The sequence below is a fragment of the Puerhibacterium puerhi genome (genome assembly GCF_009846865.1).
GTDB lineage: Bacteria > Actinomycetota > Actinomycetes > Actinomycetales > Cellulomonadaceae > Puerhibacterium > Puerhibacterium puerhi.
On record NZ_WUWN01000047.1, the window covers coordinates 1 to 21,330 of the forward strand.

General features: G+C 74.4%; 21 protein-coding genes, 1 tRNA gene and 2 pseudogenes. 17 read left to right on the forward strand and 7 right to left on the reverse strand.

The genetic code is table 11. The features are described 5' to 3' along the window. The 3 genes and pseudogenes from GSF02_RS16095 to GSF02_RS16105 form a co-directional block, all read left to right on the forward strand. Nucleotides 1–770: pseudogene (locus tag GSF02_RS16095) on the forward strand (hypothetical protein); the annotation flags it as partial. A gap of 77 nt (nt 771–847) precedes the next feature. Continuing rightward, nucleotides 848–920, forward strand: a tRNA-Ala gene (locus GSF02_RS16100). Nucleotides 921–1,081: 161 nt separating this feature from the next. Next, nucleotides 1,082–1,936 carry an APH(3'') family aminoglycoside O-phosphotransferase gene (locus GSF02_RS16105; protein ID WP_159798359.1) on the forward strand — a complete coding sequence of 285 codons (855 nt, stop codon included), beginning with the start codon at nt 1,082–1,084 and terminating at the stop codon, nt 1,934–1,936. 25 nt (nt 1,937–1,961) lie between these two features. On the opposite strand, the gene GSF02_RS16110 is transcribed toward GSF02_RS16105, so the two are convergent. Both GSF02_RS16110 and GSF02_RS16115 read right to left on the reverse strand, forming a co-directional pair. After that, nucleotides 1,962–2,888 (reverse strand): NADP-dependent oxidoreductase, encoded by a 927-nt coding sequence (locus GSF02_RS16110; protein ID WP_159798361.1) that lies wholly within the window; start codon nt 2,886–2,888, stop codon nt 1,962–1,964. Continuing rightward, complete coding sequence (locus tag GSF02_RS16115; RefSeq protein ID WP_159798363.1) at nt 2,885–3,700, reverse strand: SDR family NAD(P)-dependent oxidoreductase; 816 nt, start codon at nt 3,698–3,700, stop codon at nt 2,885–2,887. Before GSF02_RS16115 ends, GSF02_RS16110 begins: the two co-directional genes overlap by 4 nt. 162 nt (nt 3,701–3,862) lie before the next feature. On the opposite strand from GSF02_RS16115, the gene GSF02_RS16120 reads away from it, so the two are divergent. Further along, on the forward strand, nt 3,863–4,477 hold the full coding sequence (locus GSF02_RS16120; RefSeq protein ID WP_159798365.1) for a TetR/AcrR family transcriptional regulator: 615 nt from the start codon (nt 3,863–3,865) through the stop codon (nt 4,475–4,477). A 17-nt stretch (nt 4,478–4,494) separates the two neighbouring features. Here GSF02_RS16120 and GSF02_RS16125 read toward each other — a convergent pair whose 3' ends face one another. Beyond that, nucleotides 4,495–4,905, reverse strand: coding sequence for a VOC family protein (locus tag GSF02_RS16125; RefSeq protein ID WP_159798367.1), 411 nt, complete (start codon nt 4,903–4,905; stop codon nt 4,495–4,497). A 121-nt stretch (nt 4,906–5,026) separates the two neighbouring features. On the opposite strand from GSF02_RS16125, the gene GSF02_RS16130 reads away from it, so the two are divergent. Next, a complete protein-coding gene (locus GSF02_RS16130; RefSeq protein WP_201308965.1) occupies nt 5,027–6,013 on the forward strand; it encodes a helix-turn-helix transcriptional regulator in 987 nt (328 codons plus the stop codon). A gap of 32 nt (nt 6,014–6,045) precedes the next feature. Here the strand turns inward: GSF02_RS16130 and GSF02_RS16135 are convergent, their stop codons facing one another. Both GSF02_RS16135 and GSF02_RS16140 read right to left on the reverse strand, forming a co-directional pair. After that, entirely contained in the window at nt 6,046–6,645 is a 600-nt protein-coding gene (locus GSF02_RS16135; RefSeq protein WP_201308966.1) for a methionine ABC transporter permease, read from the reverse strand. Nucleotides 6,646–6,704: 59 nt separating this feature from the next. Further along, the gene (locus GSF02_RS16140) at nt 6,705–7,721 is read right to left on the reverse strand and encodes a methionine ABC transporter ATP-binding protein (protein ID WP_159798398.1); all 1,017 of its coding nucleotides are present in this window, start codon (nt 7,719–7,721) and stop codon (nt 6,705–6,707) included. Between the two features lie 261 nt (nt 7,722–7,982). On the opposite strand from GSF02_RS16140, the gene GSF02_RS16145 reads away from it, so the two are divergent. From GSF02_RS16145 to GSF02_RS16170, 6 genes are all read left to right on the forward strand, one after another. After that, nucleotides 7,983–8,924 carry a MetQ/NlpA family ABC transporter substrate-binding protein gene (locus GSF02_RS16145; protein WP_159798371.1) on the forward strand — a complete coding sequence of 314 codons (942 nt, stop codon included), beginning with the start codon at nt 7,983–7,985 and terminating at the stop codon, nt 8,922–8,924. A 714-nt stretch (nt 8,925–9,638) separates the two neighbouring features. Next, nucleotides 9,639–9,839, forward strand: a complete 201-nt coding sequence (locus GSF02_RS16150; RefSeq protein WP_159798373.1) for a hypothetical protein — start codon at nt 9,639–9,641, stop codon at nt 9,837–9,839. A gap of 52 nt (nt 9,840–9,891) precedes the next feature. Beyond that, nucleotides 9,892–11,268, forward strand: a complete 1,377-nt coding sequence (locus GSF02_RS16155; protein WP_159798374.1) for an ABC transporter substrate-binding protein — start codon at nt 9,892–9,894, stop codon at nt 11,266–11,268. 67 nt (nt 11,269–11,335) lie between these two features. Next, nucleotides 11,336–12,286 carry a carbohydrate ABC transporter permease gene (locus GSF02_RS16160; protein WP_159798376.1) on the forward strand — a complete coding sequence of 317 codons (951 nt, stop codon included), beginning with the start codon at nt 11,336–11,338 and terminating at the stop codon, nt 12,284–12,286. Next, a complete protein-coding gene (locus tag GSF02_RS16165) occupies nt 12,283–13,236 on the forward strand; it encodes a carbohydrate ABC transporter permease (RefSeq protein WP_159798378.1) in 954 nt (317 codons plus the stop codon). Before GSF02_RS16160 ends, GSF02_RS16165 begins: the two co-directional genes overlap by 4 nt. A gap of 110 nt (nt 13,237–13,346) precedes the next feature. Next, entirely contained in the window at nt 13,347–14,243 is an 897-nt protein-coding gene (locus tag GSF02_RS16170) for an SDR family oxidoreductase (RefSeq protein WP_159798380.1), read from the forward strand. A gap of 217 nt (nt 14,244–14,460) precedes the next feature. Here the strand turns inward: GSF02_RS16170 and GSF02_RS16175 are convergent, their stop codons facing one another. Further along, nucleotides 14,461–14,739 (reverse strand): hypothetical protein, encoded by a 279-nt coding sequence (locus GSF02_RS16175; RefSeq protein ID WP_159798382.1) that lies wholly within the window; start codon nt 14,737–14,739, stop codon nt 14,461–14,463. 288 nt (nt 14,740–15,027) lie between these two features. Between GSF02_RS16175 and GSF02_RS16180 the strand changes: the two genes are divergently transcribed. Together GSF02_RS16180 and GSF02_RS16185 are read left to right on the forward strand one after the other, a co-directional pair. Then, entirely contained in the window at nt 15,028–15,300 is a 273-nt protein-coding gene (locus GSF02_RS16180; RefSeq protein ID WP_159798384.1) for a hypothetical protein, read from the forward strand. Further along, on the forward strand, nt 15,297–16,130 hold the full coding sequence (locus tag GSF02_RS16185) for a ScyD/ScyE family protein (protein WP_159798386.1): 834 nt from the start codon (nt 15,297–15,299) through the stop codon (nt 16,128–16,130). Before GSF02_RS16180 ends, GSF02_RS16185 begins: the two co-directional genes overlap by 4 nt. A 103-nt stretch (nt 16,131–16,233) precedes the next feature. On the opposite strand, the gene GSF02_RS16190 is transcribed toward GSF02_RS16185, so the two are convergent. After that, nucleotides 16,234–18,621, reverse strand: a complete 2,388-nt coding sequence (locus GSF02_RS16190) for a hypothetical protein (RefSeq protein WP_159798388.1) — start codon at nt 18,619–18,621, stop codon at nt 16,234–16,236. Between the two features lie 516 nt (nt 18,622–19,137). Between GSF02_RS16190 and GSF02_RS16195 the strand changes: the two genes are divergently transcribed. From GSF02_RS16195 to GSF02_RS16210, 4 genes and pseudogenes are all read left to right on the forward strand, one after another. After that, nucleotides 19,138–19,806 (forward strand): DsbA family oxidoreductase, encoded by a 669-nt coding sequence (locus GSF02_RS16195; protein WP_159798390.1) that lies wholly within the window; start codon nt 19,138–19,140, stop codon nt 19,804–19,806. Continuing rightward, a complete protein-coding gene (locus GSF02_RS16200; protein ID WP_159798392.1) occupies nt 19,803–20,027 on the forward strand; it encodes a hypothetical protein in 225 nt (74 codons plus the stop codon). The genes GSF02_RS16195 and GSF02_RS16200 overlap by 4 nt, the downstream gene beginning before the upstream one ends. Nucleotides 20,028–20,042: 15 nt before the next feature. Continuing rightward, nucleotides 20,043–20,222: a hypothetical protein gene (locus tag GSF02_RS16205; protein WP_159798394.1), complete on the forward strand. Its 180-nt coding sequence runs from the start codon at nt 20,043–20,045 to the stop codon at nt 20,220–20,222. Between the two features lie 125 nt (nt 20,223–20,347). Beyond that, nucleotides 20,348–21,330, forward strand: a pseudogene (locus GSF02_RS16210) (hypothetical protein); the annotation flags it as partial.

Sequence of the window (21,330 nt, forward strand, 5' to 3'; positions counted from 1 at the left end):
GGGCCGACGAGCGCCGGGCTGCCGAGCGCCGGGCCGCGGAGCGCCAGGCGGCCCAGGCGCGCTCGCTGGCGGCCGGCGGCCCCCGCGCGCCGCGCAACCGCGCGCGCGTCACGGGCGTGGCCGTGCGCGGCGACGACTCCAGCACGCAGATGATCCCGCGCGTGGCGAGGGCCGGCGCGCAGCAGCGCCGTGCCGCGACGGCGCCGTCCGACGGCGAGCGGGACGGCGAGCGGGGCGGCGAGCAGCCGGACCCGGCGCCCGCCGACGCCGCCCCGGACGTGGCGGGCCCGAAGGTCGTGGACGGCGCCGTCGCGGCCGAGGACGCCGCGGCGGCGCAGGGCTCCGGCGCCGCCGCCGAGGCCGCCACGTCCGCGCCGGAGGTGACCGAGGGCGGTGCGTCGTGGGACCCGCGTCCGATGCCGCTGCCGACCTACGTGACCAAGCCGGCGGCGCCGCGCCGCGAGCCCCGGCCGCTGACCGACGCCACGCCCGTCGTCGCGTCGACCGGCTGGGCGACGCGGCCGCGGCAGCGCGCCGAGGCGCTGGGCGGGCTGCGGGCGCACGAGGGCGCGCGGGACGGCGAGCCCGCCGCGGCCGGCGCCGTCACGGTCATCGAGGTCATCGAGCCCGTCGCGACCATCGAGGCGACGGAGGAGGCGGCAGCCGGGGCGGCGACCGGTGCGACGGCGGCCGAGGAGGCGCAGCCGAGCACCGAGACCCTGGGCCTGCCGCTCGAGCAGATCCTGGCGCGCCGCCGCGCGGCGGGGTGACCTGCCGCTCTCCGGGGCTCCTGCCGGGCCCGATTTGCCCTCCGGGCCCGGCGGGGTGCTAATCTAGGGCACGCCTTGGGGCTATGGCGCAGTTGGTAGCGCGTCTCGTTCGCAATGAGAAGGTCGGGGGTTCGAATCCCCCTAGCTCCACAGACGGAAAGGTCCCTGACCGGGTGAGATCCCCGGTCAGGGACCTTTTTCGTTGCCGGAAGGCGCCTGGCCGAACGGGAGTCACGGCGCCGGCCCCACGTGCCGAGCCTCGTCGTCCGTGACGGCCGCCGGTACGGTGGCGCAGCGGAGGGGGTGGGCTCATGGTGCTCAGCGACCGGCTGGTGGCGCAGCTGCTGCCCCGCGACGGCGGGGAGTGGACGCCGGTCACGACCGGCGAGTCCGGTGCGCGGGTGTTCCACGATCGCGCGCGGGCCCGCTACGCCAAGCTCGTCCGGGCCGAGCAGGCGCGGGGGCTGGCTGCCGAGCGCGACCGGATCGCCTGGCTCGGGAAGACCGGCATCCCCACCGCTGCGGTGCTCGACTGGAGCGTCACCGACGAAGGGGCCTGCCTGGTCACCCACGCCGTCGCCGGGGTGCCGGCCGATCGGCTCGACGCCCAGGCGCTCTGGCGCGCGTGGCCGGCCATCGCGGCGGTGGTGCGCCGGCTGCACGACCTGCCCGCGGCCGCCTGTCCGTTCGGCCGGGGCCTGGAGGCGATGATGCCGCTCGCCCGCACCACGGTCGCCCAGGGCCGGGTCCAGCCGGAGTTCCTGCCGGTCGAGCTGCAGCGCGTGCCGCCGGCGACCATCCTGCGCCGGCTCGAGGACGAGCTGGCCCAGCGCCGCGCGCAGGAGCACGGCGGACAGGTCGTCTGCCACGGTGACCTGTGCCTGCCCAACGTCCTGGTCGATCCCGAGACGCTGGGCGTCGCCGGGCTGATCGACGTGGGACGTCTGGGCACCGCCGACCCCTACGCCGACATCGCGCTGCTGCTGGCGAACGCCCGCGAGACGTGGCCGGACGAACCCGCTGCCCGCCGCGCCGACCGCCATTTCGCCGAGCACTACGGCATCGACCTGGACCCCGACCGGCAACGCTTCTACCTGCTGCTCGACCCGCTCACGTGGCCGCAGGACCCGACGCGCGACACCGCACCGGGCGCGGTCGGACCGTAGCCCGGCACGGCCGGCACGAGCGGGGTCACGGCGTGATGACGATCTTCCCGTGGACGTGGCCGGCCGCCTGGCGCACGACGGCGTCACGGATGCGGTCCATCGGGTAGGTCGCGGCGACGGGCACGGTGAGAGCCCCGGCGAGGATCGCGTCCGTGATGCGCCCGAGCCCCTCGGGTGCCGCGGCGAAGGCCCCGGTGGCACGAGTCCCGGGCAGGGGATGCCCTGCCGCGACGGTCGAGATCCGGCCCGGCGGCACACCGAGCGCCAGGGCTGCCTCGGCGGTCTCCGTGCCGTGCAGGTCGATGGCGGCGGTGATGCCGGCGGGCGCGAGCGACCGGACCCGGTCCGCCAGCCCCGGCCCGTACGCCGCGGGCGTCGCACCGAGCCGCCGGAGGAAGTCGAAGGTTCCCGGCGACGCGGTGGCGACCACGGCCGCACCTGCGAGCCGGGCGAGCTGGACGGTGATGACGCCGACGCCGCCGGCCGCCCCGCCGATCAGCACCGTGTCCCGGGGCGTGAGGCCGACCGCGTCGACGACCGCGATCGCGGTGAGGCCCGGGGTGGGCAGGGCAGCGGCGGTGGCGTCGTCGACGCCGTCGGGTGTGTGCCGCAGCAGGTTCGGCGTCGGCACGGGCACGCGGGCGACGACGTGGTCCGCGACGGCCGCGGCGAGCACCCCGCCGTAGACGCGGTCGCCCTCGGTGAACGCGGTGACGCCGTCCCCGACCTCGTCCACCACGCCGGCCAGGTCGCCCCCGAAGCCGGACGGGCCGGTGATGCCGAACATGGCCGCGTGGCGGGCGGAGGCGGCGATCTGCCAGTCCAGCGGGTTCAGGCCGGCCGCGCGGACGGCGACGCGGACCTCGCCCGGTCCGGCATGGGGTTCTGGGACGTGGCGCACCTGCAGCACCTCCGGGCCTCCGAACGCCTCGCGGACGACGGCGCGGCTCATGCCGCACCGCCCGCCGTGCCGGTGAGGGCCCTGCCGATGATCCGCCCGTACATCCGCACCGAGGCGGAGCGGGGGAGCAGGTACCTGCCGGCCAGGTCGGCGAGGGTGTTGCTGAGGCCCGGGATGACGTGGGCGCGCCTGCCGAGGTTCCGCAGGGCGGTGCGCGCGACCCGGGCCGGGTCCATCTTGGCGCCGGCGAGCATGCTGAAGTCGATGCCGACGGCGTTGTCCAGGCCTTCGGTCTGCGTCGGGCCCGGGGAGACGACGAGGACGTCGACGTCGTCCTTCCTCCACTCGTGGTGCAGCGCCTGCCCGAGCGAGAGGACGTAGGCCTTCACGGCGGCGTAGTTCGCCTCGTAGGGCACCGGGCTGGCCGCGATGCTCGACGACACCAGGACGAGGGCGCCGCGGCGGCGGCCGACGAACTCCCGCCCGAAACGGTGCGCCAGCTGCAGGGGCAGCGCGCCGTCGAGGGCGAGGACGTCAAGCTCGTCGGACAGCGCGTTCTCCACGAAGGGTCCCGCGTAGTAGATCCCGGCGTTCGCGACGACGATGCCGATGTCGAGGCCGTCGACCTGGCGGGACAGCTCGTCGATGGCACCGTCCGCGAGGAGGTCGAGCGCGACGGCTCTGCTCTCGACGCCGTGCGCGGCCGACAGCTCAGCCGCGAGTGCCTCGAGGCGGTCCTTGCGGCGTGCCACGAGCACGACGTTCACCCCTGCGGCGGCGAGCTGTCGTGCGAACTGCTCCCCGATGCCCGAGGACGCCCCGGTGACGATCGCGTGGTCGCCATAGGCGCGGAGGTCTTTCATGCCAGGTCCTTGTCTGTGGGAGGGCGCCGGGCGCGGGCCGAGCCGGCGGCGCGGCGGGCAGCCCTCCGGCTGCCGCGGCCACGGACTTCCGTGCATGCGTTCCAGAAGTCATGGTCGACTCTAGGACTTATTGAACGGGCGGTCAACAAGTAGGGTGTGGGCATGGCGAGGACGGGACGGCCGAGGGGATTCGACCCGGGGGAGGTGCTCAGGAGCGCGCGCGACGTCTTCTGGGCGTCCGGCTACGGGGGCACGTCGATCCAGGCGCTGGTCGACCGCGTCGGGCTGGAGCGCGGGAGCCTGTACGCGGCGTTCGGCGACAAGCGCCGGCTCTACTTCGAGGCCGTGAGGCTGTACTGGGCCGAGTACGAGGAGGTCCTCCGGTCGGCGCTCGCACAGGTCCCGCTGCTCCCCGCGCTGCGCGAGGTCCTGGTGATGCCGGCCCAGCTCGGGGCCGCGGCGTCCGACCCGGGCGCCCCGCACGGTTGCATGGTGGGCAACACGGCCGCGGAGCTGGTCCCGCACGACGCCGAGGCCACCGCCCTCGTCGCCGACGCCTTCGACCGGTTCGTCGGCATGACGATCGAGCCGCTCCGGCAGGCTCAGCAGCGCGGCGAGGTCAGCACGGCGTCCGAGCCGGAGGCGCAGGCACGGCTGCTGCTCGTCCTTGCCGAGGGGACCGCGCTCCTGGCGCGAGCGGGCACCGATCCCGCCGCCGCGGTGGCGGCGATCGATGCCGCGCTCGCCGGGCTGCGCGCGGACGCCGGCGACCGGTGACCGCCCGCGGGGCGGTCCTAGGACTCCGCCGGGCCGGCGAACCGGTCCCGGGCGGCTGCGCCGATCGGCGTGAAGAAGTTGACCAGGGTGCCGTCCGGGTCCCGGACGAGCAGCGACCGGTTGCCCCACGGCATGTCCGTCGGCTCGGTGACGAAGGTGTCGACGGCGCCCCGGAGCGCCTGGTAGGTCGCGTCGACGTCGTCGACCTGGAAGTCCAGGGCGACGCTGCGGTTCGCGCGCGCCTCGGCGACGTCGTCCCCGAGCAACGGGACCGTCGCCGAGCTGGCGATCGCGAGCGTGCCCGACGGGGTGCGGAGCTCGGCGAACATCGGGTGGAGGCGCGTCGCGCCGATCCCCGTGGTCGTCTCGTAGAACGCGACCAGCGCGTCCACGTCGTCGGTGAAGATCCGGGTGGCTGCCAGGTGCATCGCTGCTTCTCCTCGGGGCGTGCGGGAAGGATGTCTGCGTGGCTCGCGGGTGCGGCCACGGTCGGACGCTAGGCGCGATACCGGGCGAGATCCGTCCTGTATCTGGCCGATGATGGGCAGCATGGCGGATCCGACCGTGCGCACGCTGCGGCTGCTGGAGCTGCTGCAGTCCGCCCCCCAGCGCACCGTCGCCGAGCTGGCGGAGCGGCTCGAGGTGGACGAGCGGACGGTCCGCCGGGACGTGGCGCGCCTGGTCGCGGCGGGGGTGCACGTCGAGTCCCTGCGCGGCAGGTACGGCGGCTATCGCCTCGCGCCCGGCTCGCGCGTCCTGCCGGTCGTGTTCAGCAGCGAGGAGGTGGTGGCGGTCTTCCTCGGGCTCGCCCGGGCCCAGGCGGCGTCGGGTGCGCCGGAGATCGCCGTGCAGACCGCGCTGGCGAAGATCAGACGCGCGATGCGCCCCCGGGACGCCGAGCGGGTCGACACCGCGCTGGCGGTGACGACGCGCAGCGCGCCGGGCGAGGCCGCCGGTCCCGACCCCGCCGTGACGCTGACGCTCGCCGAGGCCGTGGGCGCTCGCCGGGTGGTCGACCTGCGGTACCGCAGCACCCGGGGCGTCCCGTCGCGGCGCAGGGTCCACCCGCACGGCCTGGTCGCGCACTCGGGCCGGTGGTACCTCGTCGCGTTCGACGCGGACAAGCGCGAGGACCGGACGTTCCGCGTGGACGGGATCCTCACGGCCCGCACGCTCCCCGAGACGTTCCCCCCGCCCGGGCGCGCCGACGCGGCAGCCCGGCTGATCGAGCGCTTCGCCGAGGCGGACTACCGCTGGACGGTCGTGCTGCGCATCCGGGCAGCGGAGGACCAGATCCGCGCCCACCTTCCCCCGAGCGTGGCGCGGCTCGAGCGCCTGGACCCGGCGCCGGCGCGCCCCGAGCCCGGACCGCCCTGGCACCGGGCCGAGATCCACGCCGAGAGCCTCGGGTGGATCCCTGCAGTCATCGCGGCGCTCGACTGCGAGGTGCGGGTCGAGAGCCCCGGCGAGCTCCGAGACCTGGTGCGGGACGCGGCGACGAGGATGCTGCGCGCGGCCTCCGGCGCGGGAGCGTGACCGGCGGGGCCGCCACCGCGACCGGCGCCGCCTCAGTACCGCAGGACGCGCCGGGCGAGCCTGTTGCCCAGGTGCTGCAACAGCTGCACGAGCATGATGATCACGCCCGTGGCGACCACGGTGACGTCCCACCGGAACACCTGGTACCCGCGCACGAGCGCGAAGTCGCCCAGCCCGCCCCCGCCGATGGCGCCGACCATGGCCGACATGTCGACGATGCCGATGACGATGTAGGTGTAGCCGAGCACGAGGGGACCCAGCGCCTCCGGGACGAGGACTGCCACGATGATCCGCAGCGGCCGGGCGCCGGCGGCCTGCACCGCCTCGATGACGCCCGGGTCGACGCTCACGAGGTTCTGCTCGACGACGCGGGCGATCGAGAACACCGCGCCGATGCACATCACGAAGATGCCGGCGTTGGTGCCGATGATGCTGCCCGTCACGGCCTTGGTCAGCGGGCCGAGCACCGCGACCAGGATGATGAAGGGGACCGGCCGGAACACGTTGACGACGAGGTTGAGGACGGCGTTGACGCCGCGGTGCGCCAGGATGCCGCCGGGCCGGGTCGTGCTGAGCAGGATGCCGACGACCAGCCCGGCGAGGCCGCTGACCACGAGCGTGATCGCGACCATGTAGAGGGTCTGGCCGAGCGACTCGAACAGCAGGGGCCACAGGACCTCCCAGGGGGTGTTCACGCCGCCTCCTCCTCGACAGTGGTGTGCTCGCCGAGCCGGGTGAGGACCCGGTCCACCGCGGCGTCGTCGCCGAGGAGCTCGACCGTGACCGCCCCGTACTCCTGGCCCTGCAGGATGTCGATCTCGCCGAAGTGGAGGCGGAACCTGACGCCGTCCTCCGCGACGGCGTCGGACAGCACCGCGCCGACGTCCACGCCCGCGCGGACGGTCACGGTGAACAGCCGGCCCGCGCCGCGCGAGCGCAGCGCTGCGAGCTGGTCGGGCGCGGGGCGGGTGCGCAGGACCGTGCGCAGGAAGGCGCGGGTCGTCGGCGCCGCCGGGTTGGCGAAGACGTCGAACGTCGTGCCCTGCTCGACCACCCTGCCGCCGTCGAGCACCGCGACCCGGTCCGCGATCGCGCGCACCACGTCCATCTCGTGGGTGATGACGACGATCGTGACGCCGAGCTCCCGGTTGGTGCGGCGCAGCAGCTCGAGCACGTCGCCGGTGGTCTCGGGGTCGAGCGCGCTCGTCGCCTCGTCGGCGAGCAGCACCTGGGGCCCGCCGACCAGGGCGCGGGCGATGCCGACGCGCTGCTTCTGGCCCCCCGACAGCTGCTCGGGATAGGCCCAGGCGCGCTGCGTCAGGCCGACGAAGTCGAGCATCTCCCACACCCGCTCCTCCCGCCGGGCCTTCGGCCAGCCCGCCACCCACAGGGGGAAGGCGACGTTGCCGAAGACCGTGCGGGACCGGAGCAGGTTGAACTGCTGGAAGATCATGCCGATCTGCTCGCGCTGCTTGGCGAGCGCTCGCGCGTCGAGGGCGCTGATCTCGACGCCGTCGACGACGACGCGCCCGGAGGTGACCTCTTCGAGGCCGTTGACGAGGCGGACCAGCGTGCTCTTGCCCGCGCCGGAGTGGCCGATGATGCCGAAGACCTCGCCGCGGCCGATCGACAGGTCGACGCCGTCGAGAGCGACGACCTCTCCGCCGCGGGAGGGGAACGACTTGGAGACCCGCTCGAGGCGGATGATCTCCGGCGTCGGGGACGCGGAGGACGGGGGGGGGGTTGATGACTTCTGGCGTCGGGGACGCCGCGGACGTTGACGACACGGGCCGGGACGGTAGGCGGCCCGGCGGCGTGCGCCGCGGTCAGGACCCCAGGTGTCCACGATGTGAGCAGCCGGCCGACCGGCGCGACGACGTGCCCGGCACGTGCGCAGGATGCCGCCCCGCCGGCGAGCACCCCTCGCCGGTGACCGGAACCCACGTCATCAGCCCACCCGGGAGAAGCGATGTCCCAGATCACCCCCTCCACCGAGCGTCCCGAGAAGCCGAGGTCCCGCCTCCGTCTCTGGACGGTCCTGGCCGTCGTCGTCGTGCTGGCCGTCGCCGCGGCGATCGTCGTGCCGAACCTCACGGCCCGGTCCGCCGACGCCGACGCGGCGTCGGGGCGCACCACCGTGCGGCTCGGCGTCAACGACATCGGCAAGGAGTACTGGGACGTGCTGGTGGCGAAGGCGGCCGACGAGGGCATCGACGTCGAGCTCGTCTCGTTCACCGACTACAACACCCCCAACCCCGCGCTCAGCGCCGGCGACATCGACATCAACGCCTTCCAGCACGTGCGCTACCTCGCGCAGTACGACGCGTCGCAGGACGAGGACCTCGTGCCGCTCGGCGCGACGGCGATCTATCCCATCGGCTTCTACTCGACGCGGTGGAAGAGCGTGGAGGAGGTGCCGCAGGGGGCCGAGGTGACGCTGTCCAACAACCCGGCCAACCAGGTGCGCCCGCTGCTCGCCCTGTACAACGCGGGGCTGGTGGAGTTCACCAAGGAGGCCGACTGGTCGGTCACGCTCGACGACGTCGACTACGACCGGTCGCGGATCGGCAAGATCACGCCGATCGACCCGACGCAGACCGCGGCGTCGCTCGACAGCGTGGACATCGCCTTCGTCGACGGCACCTTCGCCGAGAACGCCGGCCTCACCGACGCCCAGCAGATCTACACCGAGGACGTGGACCGGCCGGACCTCGCGCAGTACATCAACATCTTCGCGGTCCGCGGCGAGGACAGGGACGACCGGGCGCTGCAGAAGATCGTCGAGCTGTACCACTCCGACGAGGTCGTCGCCGCGCTCGAGGCCGACCCCGGCTTCGACGGCGTCATCAAGGACGAGACCGCCGACGAGCTGCAGGCGGTGCTCGAGGAGCAGCTCGAGGAGTTCGAGTGACCCGGTGACCGCACGGCGGTCCCTGACCGGCGGTGCCCGGTCAGGGACCGTCGCCGTCGTGGCCGGCCCGCGCGGGTCGGGTCCAGCGCGACCACGGAGCCGCTGCGCACCCGGGCGGCCGTGCACATGGGGGACGACCGGCGCCGGGCCGGCCGTCGATCGGCCCGGGCGCGATCCCCGCGGCCCCGCGGCACGCGCGAGCAGAAAGCCATCGCCGCCAGCGTGCGCGCTGTCCGCCAGTCGATGCTCTCCCGCCCACGGCGGCGCGTCCGCGTGCTCGTGCTCCTCGGCAGCTCGTCAGGCGGGCGGGCGTGGCCCTCGCCGCGCGCGCTGACCTCGCCACGCGCTGACGTGGCCACGCGCTGACCCGGCCGCGCGCTGACCCGGCCGCGCGCTGACCCGGCCGCGCGGCGACCTCCCGCGAACGGGGCCGGGGACCGGTTCTCACCGGTCCCCGGCCCCGTTCGTCATGCCGTGCACGGTCCCGGCTACCCGTCGCGGGTCACCGCTCGGTGACGATCTCCCGAAAGCCTTGACACGGCGGCGGGCGGCTCCTTGACTGCGTTGTCAACACACGTACGTGTGAGCGCTGTCGACGGAGATGGCCATGGCGGACGGTGTGCTGCAGGATCCGGGGCGCCAGCCCGTGATGGCCGACGCCGCGCGCCTGGCCGGGGCTCGCCGAGGACCGTCTGCCGCGCCGTCGGCGGCGCGATGCCCGGCACCACCGGCGACGGACCCTCCGCCCAGGAGATCGAGGTCGAGGCTGCCGCCCGGCACCTCGGCCTCACCGCCGTCGCCTCGGCGCCGCCCTCGACGGAGGGCTTCGCGCTCGCCGTCGGCCGGCGCGCGTCGGTCCCAGAGCCGCCGGCCCGTGACTGGTCGGCCAGGCCTGCCGGCGGTCACGGCCCCTGACCGTGCCCGACCCACTCACGAACTCCCCCTGATCGTGAAAGTTGGTCCGACGATGTACCGATCCACACACCGGCCGGCCGCTGGGCTCGGCGCCACCGTCGCCGCCGGCGCACTGCTCCTGGCCGCCTGCTCAGGCGGCAGCGGGGGTGGCGGCGGCGGGGGCGGCGGTTCTTCCGCGCCCGCCGAGCAGGTCTCCCAGGCCGAGATCGACCAGGCGATGTCCACCCCGACCAAGCTCGTCTTCTGGACCTGGGTCCCGAACATCCAGAACGAGGTCGACCTGTTCATGAAGCAGTACCCCGAGATCGACGTCGAGGTCGTCAACGTCGGCCAGGGCGCGCCGCACTACCAGAAGCTGCGCACCGCGCTGAAGTCCGGCGAGGGCGCGCCCGACGTCGCCCAGATCGAATTCCAGTACATCTCCTCGTTCCGCCTCGGCGACGACCTGCTGGACCTGGCCCCCTACGGCGCGGCCGACCTCAAGGACCAGTACGCCGACTGGATCTGGGACCAGGTCTCCGACGGCTCCGCCGTCTACGGCATCCCGCAGGACGTCGGCCCGCTCGGCAACCTCTACCGCGAAGACCTGCTCAAGCAGGCGGGCGTCGAGCCGCCGAAGACCTGGGACCAGTTCGTCGACGCCGCCCGGACGTACCGGGCCGCGAAGCCGGACTCATACCTGACGAACCTGCCGGGCAACGACCCCGGCCAGTTCACCAGCTTCCTGTGGCAGTCCGGCGCCCGGCCGTTCGCCTACGACGGCGCGGAGACGGTCACCATCGACCTCGACACCCCGGAGGTCGCCCGCGTCGTCGACCTGTGGAACACCCTCGTCCAGGAGGACCTGGTCGCGGTCGACCCCGACTTCACCGACCAGTGGTACCAGGGGCTGGCCAACGGCAAGTACGCCTCGTGGCAGACGGCGGCCTGGGGCCCGGTGTTCCTCCAGGGCACCGCGGCCAACACCTCCGGCCTGTGGCGGGCCACGACGATCCCGCAGTGGGAGGAGGGGCAGAACGTCTCGAGCAACTGGGGCGGCTCGACGGACGCCGTCCTGTCGACCACCCAGCACAAGATCGCCGCGGCCGAGCTCGCCAAGTGGATCAACACGGCCGAGGAGCCGGCGCTGAAGCTGGCGACGGAGCAGTTCCTGTTCCCGGCCTACCAGCCGGTCCTCGAGAACCCCGCCTTCATCGACCAGAAGTCGGAGTTCTACGGCGGGCAGGAGGTCAACAAGGAGTTCGCGGCCATCTCGAAGACGGTCAGCACCGACTTCGGCTGGCTGCCCTTCATGGACTACGTGTACTCGTCCTTCAGCGAGACGGTCGGCAAGGCGATCGCCGACAGGGCCGAGCTGCGGCCGGCGCTCCAGGCGTGGGAGAAGGACATCACCGCGTACGCCGAGGACCAGGGCTTCACCGTCGAGTGAGGCCGCGGGGGGCGGGCCGGCCGTGCGGCCGGTCCGCCCCGCAGACCCGCAAGGGAGGTGGACGACGATGTCCAGCACCACCACCGCGCCACCGAGCGCCGCCCGACCGCCGGTCACGGCCGCGCACGGCAACCGGCGCTCCCTCCAGCGCCACGAGAGGACCGCTGGCTACCTCCTCGTGGCCCCCTTCTTCCTGATCTTCCTCGCCATGATCGTCGCGCCCCTGGCGTACTCCGGATACCTGTCGCTGTTCCGCGAGCAGCTGCTCGGCGGCAACGCGTTCGTCGGCCTGGAGAACTACGTCGACGCCGTGCGGGACAGCGCGTTCGTCGAGGGCCTGCTGCGGGTGGGCCGGTTCTTCCTGCTGCAGGTGCCGCTCATGCTGGCCGCCGCGCTGCTGTTCGCCCTCGTCCTCGACAGCGGCCGGCTGCGCCTGAAGCGGTTCGTGCGGCTGAGCATCTTCGTGCCCTACGCGGTGCCGAGCGTCATCGCCGCCATCATGTGGGGCTACCTCTACGGGCCCGACTTCGGGCCGTTCACCCAGCTCGCCGACGCGCTCGGGCTCCCGCCGCCCCGGTTCTTGTCCGACCAGTGGATGCTGCCGTCGATCGCCAACATCGTGACCTGGACCTTCGTCGGCTACAACATGATCATCCTGTACGCCGCGCTGCGCTCGGTCCCCGCCGATCTCTACGAGGCGGCCCGGCTCGACGGCGCCGGCGAGGTCCGCATCGCCTGGTCGATCAAGGTGCCGGCGATCCGCCCGGCGCTGCTGCTCACGCTGATCTTCTCGGTCATCGGGTCGTTCCAGCTCTTCAACGAGCCGAAGCTGATGTACAACCTGGCGCCCAACGTCATCGGCACCTCGTACACCCCGAACCTCTACGCCTTCAACCTCGCGTTCGTGAACCAGGAGATCAACTACGCCGCGGCGATCGCGTTCGTGCTCGGGTTCGTCGTGATGGTCGTGTCGTACGTGGTGCAGCTGAGCTCGCAGCGACGGGAGCGCCGGCCATGACCACGCCACCCACCTCCCAGCCGCTGGCCGCCCGGCCCGAGGCGGGCGTCGACGGCGTCGGGCAGCACCCCGGCGCCGGCGCGGCCCCGCGCCGGCGCCGCCCGGTCGGCGGCCGGCCGAGCACCCTGCTGACGATCTTCATGCTGGTGTGCGTCGCGTACTTCCTGCTGCCGCTGCTGTGGCTGGTCATCGCGTCGACGAAGTCCAACGCCGACCTGTTCTCCACGTTCGGGTTCGCGTTCGGCGGCTTCGACCTCCTGGCGAACCTGCAGGACGTCTTCACGGCGCAGGGCGGCATCTACCTCTCCTGGCTGCGCAACTCGATCGTGTACGCGGTCGTGTCCGCCGTGGGCGCCGCGATCCTGGCCAGCATGGCCGGCTACGCGTTCGCCAAGCTGCGCTTCCCCGGCGGCACGCTGCTGTTCTCGATCATCCTCGGCGCGATCATGGTCCCCACCACCGCGCTGGCCATCCCCACCTACCTGCTGTTCGCGAAGGTCAGCCTGGTCGACACCCCGTGGGCGGTGATCGTCCCGTCCCTGGTCAGCCCGTTCGGCGTCTTCCTCATGCGGGTCTACGCGGCGGGCGCGGTGGACGACACGCTGCTCGAGGCGGCGCGGGTCGACGGCGCGGGGGAGGGGCGCATCTTCCTGCAGGTCGTCCTGCGCCTGCTCGCCCCGGGGTTCGTCACCGTGCTGCTGTTCCAGCTGGTCGCCACGTGGAACAACTACTTCCTGCCGCTGATCATGCTCAACAGCGCGAACCTGTACCCCCTGCCCGTCGGCCTGGCGCAGTGGCAGGCGACGTCCACCTCCGGCTCCGGCGCCCAGGCGCTGTTCTCGACGGTCATCACCGGGTCGCTCGTCTCGATCGTCCCGCTGGTCGTCGCGTTCCTGTTCCTGCAGCGCTACTGGCAGTCCGGCCTGACCACCGGCGGCGTCAAGCAGTGACCCCGCGCACACGGGCGGCTGCTCGCGGCGCCGCTGCGAGCGGCGGCGGTTGCCCCGATGCTGGTCGCGACCCCGCAGAGCAGGACCCGCAGAGCAGATGGGAGCACCGCATGTCCGACCAGACCACGCCGCAGGACCCCACGACGCAGGAGCCGCAGCCGGAGCAGCAGCCCGCGGAGCAGATCGAGCACCCGGGGCGCACGGGCGACATGTCCCAGGAGCCGGACCACGGCGAGCAGAGCTACAAGGGCTCCGGCCGGCTCGAGGGCAAGCGTGCGCTGATCACCGGCGGCGACTCCGGGATCGGCCGCGCGGTCGCGATCGCCTTCGCGCGCGAGGGCGCCGACGTGGCCATCTCCTACCTGCCCGAGGAGGAGGAGGACGCCAGGACCACCGCGCACTGGATCAAGGAGGCGGGGCGCACCGCCGTCCTGCTGCCGGGCGACATCCGCGACGAGTCGTTCTGCCAGCAGCTCGTCGCCGACGCGGTCGCCGGGCTGGGCGGCCTGGACGTCCTCGTCAACAACGCGGCCTACCAGATGTCGCAGGACGGCGGCCTGCGCGACATCACGACCGAGCAGCTCGACCGCGTGCTCAAGACGAACATCTACGCGCTGTTCTGGACCACCAAGGCCGCCCTGGAGCACCTGCCGCGCGGCGGCTCGATCATCAACACCACGTCGGTGCAGGCGTACCAGCCGAGCCCGCAGCTGCTCGACTACGCCACCACGAAGGCCGGGATCCTCAACTTCACGCGCGGCCTGGCGCAGCAGCTCGCCGAGGAGGGTATCCGCGTCAACGCCGTGGCGCCGGGCCCGATCTGGACCCCGCTGATCCCCGCGACGATGCCGGAGGAGAAGGTCGACTCGTTCGGCGGCCAGACGCCGATGGGCCGCGCCGGACAGCCCGCCGAGCTGGCGCCCGCCTACGTCTTCTTCGCGTCGCAGGAGTCGAGCTACATCACGGGCGACCGCATCGGTGCCACGGGCGGTCAGATCCTGGGGTGACGCCGGGGCCGCGGCCCCGACGGCACGAGGGCCGCCGTCGCGAGGAGCGCTCGCGACGGCGGCCCTCGCCGCGCCCCCCTGCGGTCCGCGGCGTGCTCGCCCACGAACCTGGTGCTCGGTCCGATGGGTCAGTACTCGGCGCGTGCTGACGGAGCACCTGACGCGGGCCCGCGAGCGGGTCCTGGCCGAGGTGCGCGAGGCTGCCCGCACCGCCTAGCTAGCGCCCGTCCGGCCGGCGCGTCACCGCCCCTACCCACACCCACGCGTCGTCGGGCCGGCCGTGCCTGTCGGTGTACCGCACGTGCACGGCCCGGCGCGTCCAGGCGACGGCCTCGCCGTCCACCTCGAGGTCGTCGCCGGCGACCGTCACGATCCACGCCCGCACGGGGAACGGGCGCGGCGCCCGCACCGGCTGCTCGTCGGCCCCGCGGTACTGCCGCGGGGCCAGGGACCGCGCCCGCTGGGGCCACGGCGTGCGGTCGGTCGGTCTGCTCACGGACTCACGATATCGAACATACGTTCGAACACGCACGCCCGGGGTGCCGCCCGGCGGGTGAGGCGCGACCCGCCACTCTTCACCCGCTCGCGGGGTGGTGCCCGTCGCCCGCCCGGGTGCAGGGTGGGCAGAGGTGCGGCGTCACAGATGACGCTCAGGTGCCCCGCACCGGCACACGTGCCGGCTCGCTCGGGCCGCTCAGGCTCGCGCACCGCGTCGATCGCAGGGGGCGGTCGAAGATCGCAGGGGGCGACGCTCCCCGATCTCGCTCACCCTGGGAGCACACCCATGAAACGCCTTCTCGCGGCTGGTGTGGCCGCGGTGGCAGCCACCGGTCTCGTCGCCGGTCCCGCCGTCGTCGCCAGCGCCCGGCCCGCAGCCCATGCACCGTCCTCGACAGTTCTCGCCGACGACCTCGTCAGCCCGCTGAGCGTGGCGGAGGGCCCACGGGGGATCACGTTCGTCACGCAGAACTTCGCCGGCAAGCTGACAGCGATCGGCGACCACGGGCGGACGCGCACCGTCTACCAGGCCCGCCTCGCACCCAGGTCGCCGGCGTGAGCTACGACCGGAGCTCCGTCACGTTCGCACAGGTCGGGCGCGACAAGGAGGTCTGGCGGCTCGCCGTCGACCGCGACGGCCGGGCGGACGGCAGGCCGCGCCTGGTCGCGGACACCGGGCGGTACGAGAAGCGGCACAACCCGGACGGTCGCGTGGTCTACGGCTTCCGCGACGTGCCGCGGTCCTGCCTCGACCGGCTGCCCAAGGACGTCCCGGGCCGCTACCACGGCAAGGTCGACTCCAACCCGTACGCCACCGCGCGCAGCGGCAGCACCACGTACATCGCGGACGCGGGCGGCAACGACATCCTCGCCGTGAACCGGGACGGCCGGATCCGGACGGTGGCCGTGCTGCCGGCACAGCCGACCGTCGTCACCCGCGAGGCCGCACGCGAGCTGAAGCTCCCGCGCTGCGTCATCGGGGAGACCTACTGGTTCGAGCCGGTCCCCACCGACGTGGAGGTCGGCCCGCACGGCCAGCTGTACGTCTCGACGCTCCCGGGCGGCCCCGAGGGCGACACCCTCGGCGCTCGCGGCGCCGTGTACAGGGTGGACTCGCGCGACGGCGACACCGACCGCGTCGCGCGCGGCTTCGCCGGCGCGTCCAACCTCGCGGTGTCGCCCCGCGGCACCGTCTTCGTCACCGAGCTGTTCGGCGACAGGATCACGGTGGTGTCCCACCGTGACAGGTCCACGTTCGTCCGGGTGAACGAGCCCGCCGCCGTGGAGTGGACGTCGCGGGGCCTGCTGGCCACGATCAACGCCCTGACGCCGGACCGCGGCCCGGCCGACGGCAAGGTCGTGTTCTACCCGTTCCACTCGCACCGCTGAGCCCGCCGCGTCGCCGGACGCGACGGCCACGACAGCGGGGCCGGCCGACCACCTGGTCGACCGGCCCCGCCGCCGTGCCCCGGCGAGCGGCCGGGGGCGCGGGTCACCAGTCGGTCGCGCTCCCCGGGTACTGCTCGGCCGGCTCGCCCTGGACCAGCTCGCCGTCCTCGATCGTGAAGGGCACGTAGTAGTCCACCCAGGCGTCCGAGGTGACCTCCTGGTCGCTGTCCCACGAGCTGTCCGGGTCGGCCGGGTCCAGGCCGGTCATGCTCGCCGTCGCGGAGACGTGCACGATCACCGAGGTGGCGGTGTCGACGCTGGCCTCGAGCTGCGGCTCGTCGTCGAGCGACCACGTGACGTCACGGACGTCGTCGTCCCAGACCCAGGCCTCGAAGAAGCAGTCCGGCACCTCGACCTCGGTCGACGCCATGCACCCGTCGAGGTGCGCGCGCGCCTGCTCCTCGGCCGTCCGGAGCGTCTCGTCCGCCGGCCAGTAGCCCAGGAGCGCCTGGTCCACGTCGGTGGACTCGAGGCCCTCCGTCGACCCGTCGGCGCCGACGGTGAACGACAGCGAGGCGCTCTCGAGGAGCGGCTGCTCCGGCACGGTCACCTCGTACGCCCCCGGCAGCAGGTGGAGCACGAACCCGGCGTCGGCGGTCGTGCGCTCGACGCCGTTGACCGCGTAGCTCTCCAGCGACGGGTCGAGCACGTAGGCCGACAGGTCGACCGTCACCACCGGGGGAGTCTGGAGCGTCCAGCTGTCGAAGACGCCGAACCGGTGCCCCTCGCGCGTCAGCGTGTACGTCTGCGAGGCCTTCGCCCCGTCCTGGTCGTACACGACCTCGACCGTCGCCGTGTCGCCGGAGACGCTCGCGCCCCGCACGTCGGCGCCGGTGACGCGGTGCTCGACGTCGGCGTAGAACTGGTCGGTCAGCAGGTCGCGCTGCTCGCTCGGCACGTCGGGGTCGGCGACGGCGAAGGCGGCCGAGGGGCGACCGTCGGCCAGCGCCTCGGCGTACCGGGCGACCACCTTCTCGGGGCCGAAGACCGTGGCGTTGACGACGGAGCGCGCTCCCACGGCGAGGCCCACGAGCACCACCGCACCGACGACGCCGAGGACGACCCGCCGTGCCTTGCGGGGGTCGATCGTCCGGCGGGGCGCGGCGGGTCGCGGCGCCGGTGCGGCGGCGTCGTGACCTGGCGCCACAGGAGCGCCGGCGGCGGCCGACGCCGCGGGACCCGCGGCGGCCGTGACCGTGCCGGCGTCCTGGGAGGGGACGTCGGCAGGGGCGCCGGGGACGCCTGCGGCGACGGGGGCGGCGACGGCGGTGGCGGGGCGCTCGGTCCCGATCCAGCGGACGAGCGCCGGGAAGGCCGCCACGAGCCAGGGGGCGACGTACCGGCTGGCGGCCTCGACCGCGACCCCCCACACGAGCGCGAGCGGGACGACGCCCCAGCCCAGGCGCAGGGCGGCCGTCACGTCGGCCTCGACGCCGAGGCCGGACGCGGCCAGCGTCCCGCGCGCCTGGGTGAGGGCGAGCGCCAGCACGGCGACCACGCCGAGCGCCGCGGGCGTGAGCCAGGCGCCCGACCAGGGGAGCCGCCCGCCCCGGACGTGGAGCACCGTCGCGGCGGCGACGGTCGCGAGCAGAGGCAGCAGGACGAGCAGCAGGGCCCACGCCGGCATGTCGCCGAGCCAGAACGAGCGGGGGATGTCCGCGGGCACCGGGAAGCCCGCGACCTCCTGCGGGAGCGCCAGGTGCAGCGGGGCCAGTCCGCCGAGGGCGAAGGCCGCGGCCACGACGGTGGGCAGGTACACGAGCGTGCCGACGCCACCGCCGACGCCACCGCGGACGAACGCCAGCACCACGATCACCACCGAGGCGAGGGCCCCGACGAGGAGGCCTCCCACCCCGATGCTCCGCAGGACCCGGGAGACGTAGGTCGGGACGCGGACGCCGAGGCGCGCCAGGTGCGGCCGCCGTCCCTGCCAGGCCTGGCCGAGGGTGGCACCGGCACCCGCCACGACCGCGGCGCCGACCAGGGCGGCGAACCACCCGGCGCCGAAGGAGACGGCGGTCTCGGGGTCCGGCTCGACGCTGCTGCGACCGAGCGCGGCCACCAGGGCGGCCAGCGCGCCGGCGCACGCGGCGGTGAGCGCCGCGGCGGTCCAGCGCGAGCGCACGCTCCGACCGCGCAGGAGCGGCGCCGCGGTGGCGCACGCGGCGGCGAGCGCCACGAGCGTGAGCCCTGTCGGCACCGCGAGCACCGAGACAGAGGCCGTCCCGCCGACCCAGCCGTACGTGCCGGAGACGTCCGCCTGGAGCGGCGCGCCGAAGGCGGTGAGCCCCAACGTGAGCAGGAGCGCGAGCGCGGCGCCGGCCGACCCCGTCTCGCCCAGGTCCTCGCGGGCGCTGTCCACCGTGTCGGTGCCGCCTGCGAGGAGGAGCACGAGCAAGGCCGCCGCGCCGACGACCAGAGGGGCCGCCACGGTGGCCAGCGCCACCAGTGCCGGACGGGCCAACGGCCGCAGCGGCGCCAGCGGCAGCGCCGGCGCCACGGACGGCGCTCCGGACGGCGCTCCGGACGGCGCTCCGGACGGCGCTCCTGACGCGTGGGGCGCCGGCGGGGTCTGCGGCGAAGTCTCCGGCGCCGGTGCCTGTGGCGGGGCCTGCGGCGGTGCCGGCTGTCCCGCCGTCCCCGACGTCGACGTCGTCCCCGACGCCGCCGACGGCGCTGCTGCTGCCTCCGGTGCCTGCGCCGCTGTGGCCTCTGGTGCCGGCGCCGTCTCCGGCGCCTGCGGCGTCTCCGCCGTCACACGGCCCGGGCCGTGCTGATCCGTGGTCATCTCGACCATTCCCCCCTGCGAGTCCTTCGTGACGGGGGCAACTGCTATCACAGGCCGGTGACGAGATCCCAGGTCCGGGCGGAAAACTCACCCGCTGGTCGCGGGCCGGGAGCGCCCTGCTCGGGAACAGCGCGCGGACCCGTGCGGTTGCACGGTCACGTGAGCGAGACCGTCGAGAACGACCCGATCAAGGTGGACGTCTGGTCCGACGTCCAGTGCCCCTGGTGCTACATCGGCAAGCGCCGCTTCGAGCAGGCGCTCGAGAGCTTCGACGGCGACGTCGAGATCGAGTACCACTCGTTCGAGCTGTCCCCCGACACCCCGGTGGACTACGAGGGCACCCCCGTGCAGTTCCTCGCCGAGCGCAAGGGCCTGCCGATGCCGCAGGTCGAGCAGATGATCGCGCAGGTCACCCAGATCGCCGCGTCGGTGGGGCTGCGCTACGACTACGACAGCATGCACCAGACGAACACCGTCAAGGCGCACGAGCTGCTGCACCTGGCCAAGGCGCACGGCCGCCAGGCCGAGATGAAGGAGGCGCTGCTGCGGGCCTACTTCGTCGACGGCGGGCACGTGGGCCGCCTCGAGGAGCTCGCGGACCTCGCGGCCGAGGTGGGCCTGGACCGCGCCGAGGCCCTGGCCGCGCTCGAGTCCGGCCGCTACACCGCCGACGTCAAGGCCGACGTGGCGCAGGCCGCGGCGTACGGGATCCAGGGCGTGCCGTTCTACGTGTTCGACGGGCGCTACGGCGTGTCCGGCGCGCAGGAGCCGGGCACGTTCCTGCAGGTGCTCGAGCACGTGCGCACCGAGCGGGAGGCCGCGGCGTGAGCGACGGCGCGGGCGTGCCGGCGCCGCGGTTCCAGATGCTGGGCGCCGCGGGCCTGGTGTGCGACGGCGACGTGTGCCTGGTCCCGGGCCCGGCCGGCACGGACACGGTTGCCAGCACGGACACGGTTGCCGGCACGGACACGGTTGCCGGCACGGACACGGTCGGCGACGCCGCGCGGCCGGCGGACGGCGGTCCCCGAGGGGCCGCGGCGGACGGCTGACCGTACGCTGCCGCCATGCGATACACGGTGCGCGTGGTGCAGCTCGACGGCCGGTGGCGCGCCGAGGTGGACGGCATGGAGGCCGCGGTCGAGGTGGCCGAGTGGGCCCAGATCGACACGGAGGTGCGGGCGCTGCTCGGCGACCTCACGGGCGCCTGGCCGGACGACCTCGAGCTGAGCTACGAGCACGGCTGAGCGGGCACGGACCGCCCGCCGCCGGGGGGCGGCGCACGTCCCGGCGGTGAGCATTCCGTGCAGGTGTGCAGCCTCGGCTCGGTGAGCGTCGCCCCGGACACCGGCCGTGCAGGAGGATGAGTCGCGTGGACCGCCGGAGAGCCCGATTCGTCCCGACTGCCCTGATCCTCCTCGCCCTCACCGGCTGCACCGCCGACCCCGAGCCCGCCCCGGACCCCACGGCGGCCGGCACGGCCGCGTCGGACGTGCGCGTGCGGGACATGGGGCTGCGCACGCTCGCCCTGGACGCCCCGGACCCCGCGGAGCTGGCCCTCACCGCCAGCCAGCTCGTGTTCGAGGCCGCGCCCGTGGTCGTCCTCGCCGTGGCCGGCGACGACGCCGCGCTGCCGGCCCTGTCGGCCGCCGCCGTCGCGCTGCACGCGCCGGCGCTCCTGGTGCCCGCCTCGGGGGCCACCGACTCCCTGGCCCGGGAGGCCGACCGCCTCGGCGCGCGCGCCGCCGTCGTCGTGCAGGACGCGCCGGCGGAGATCGAGGCCGAGGACGCCGCGACCCCCGCAGTCGACCCCACGGTCGGCCTCGCCGAGCGCGCCGCGCAGGCGGCCGGGCTCGAGGTGGTGCGCCTGGACCCGGACGACGTCGGACGCCCCGGGGGCTCGGCGGCCGCCGACGACGCCGCGCCGACCCTCGGCCCGGACGACCTCGCCGACCTGCGCGCCGAGCTCGCGCTCGACGGCGACGAGCCGCCGCTGCTCACCGAGGTGCTCGCGCTGACCGACCCCGAGCCGGGGCAGGAGGCCGCGCTCGCGACCCTCGAGGCGGCGGGCGCGGTGCCCTTCGCCGTGCCGGGCGGCGACCTCGGCGCGGACGGCGACACGGTGCGGCGGGTGGACGAGGCGCAGGCGCTCACGGTCGTGGGCGTCGGCCCGCGGTTCGCGGACGCCGACCGGCTCGCCTGGCAGGTGCGCGCCGCGGAGGCCGGCGCCCTGCTGCCCACCGGGTCGCAGCGCGCGCTGCCCGCCCGGTACGTGGCGACGACCGCGGTGCGCGGCCAGGACCCGCGCCGCGCCGTCGAGCGGGCCGCGGCCGCCGCGGCGTCCGCGAGCGACGC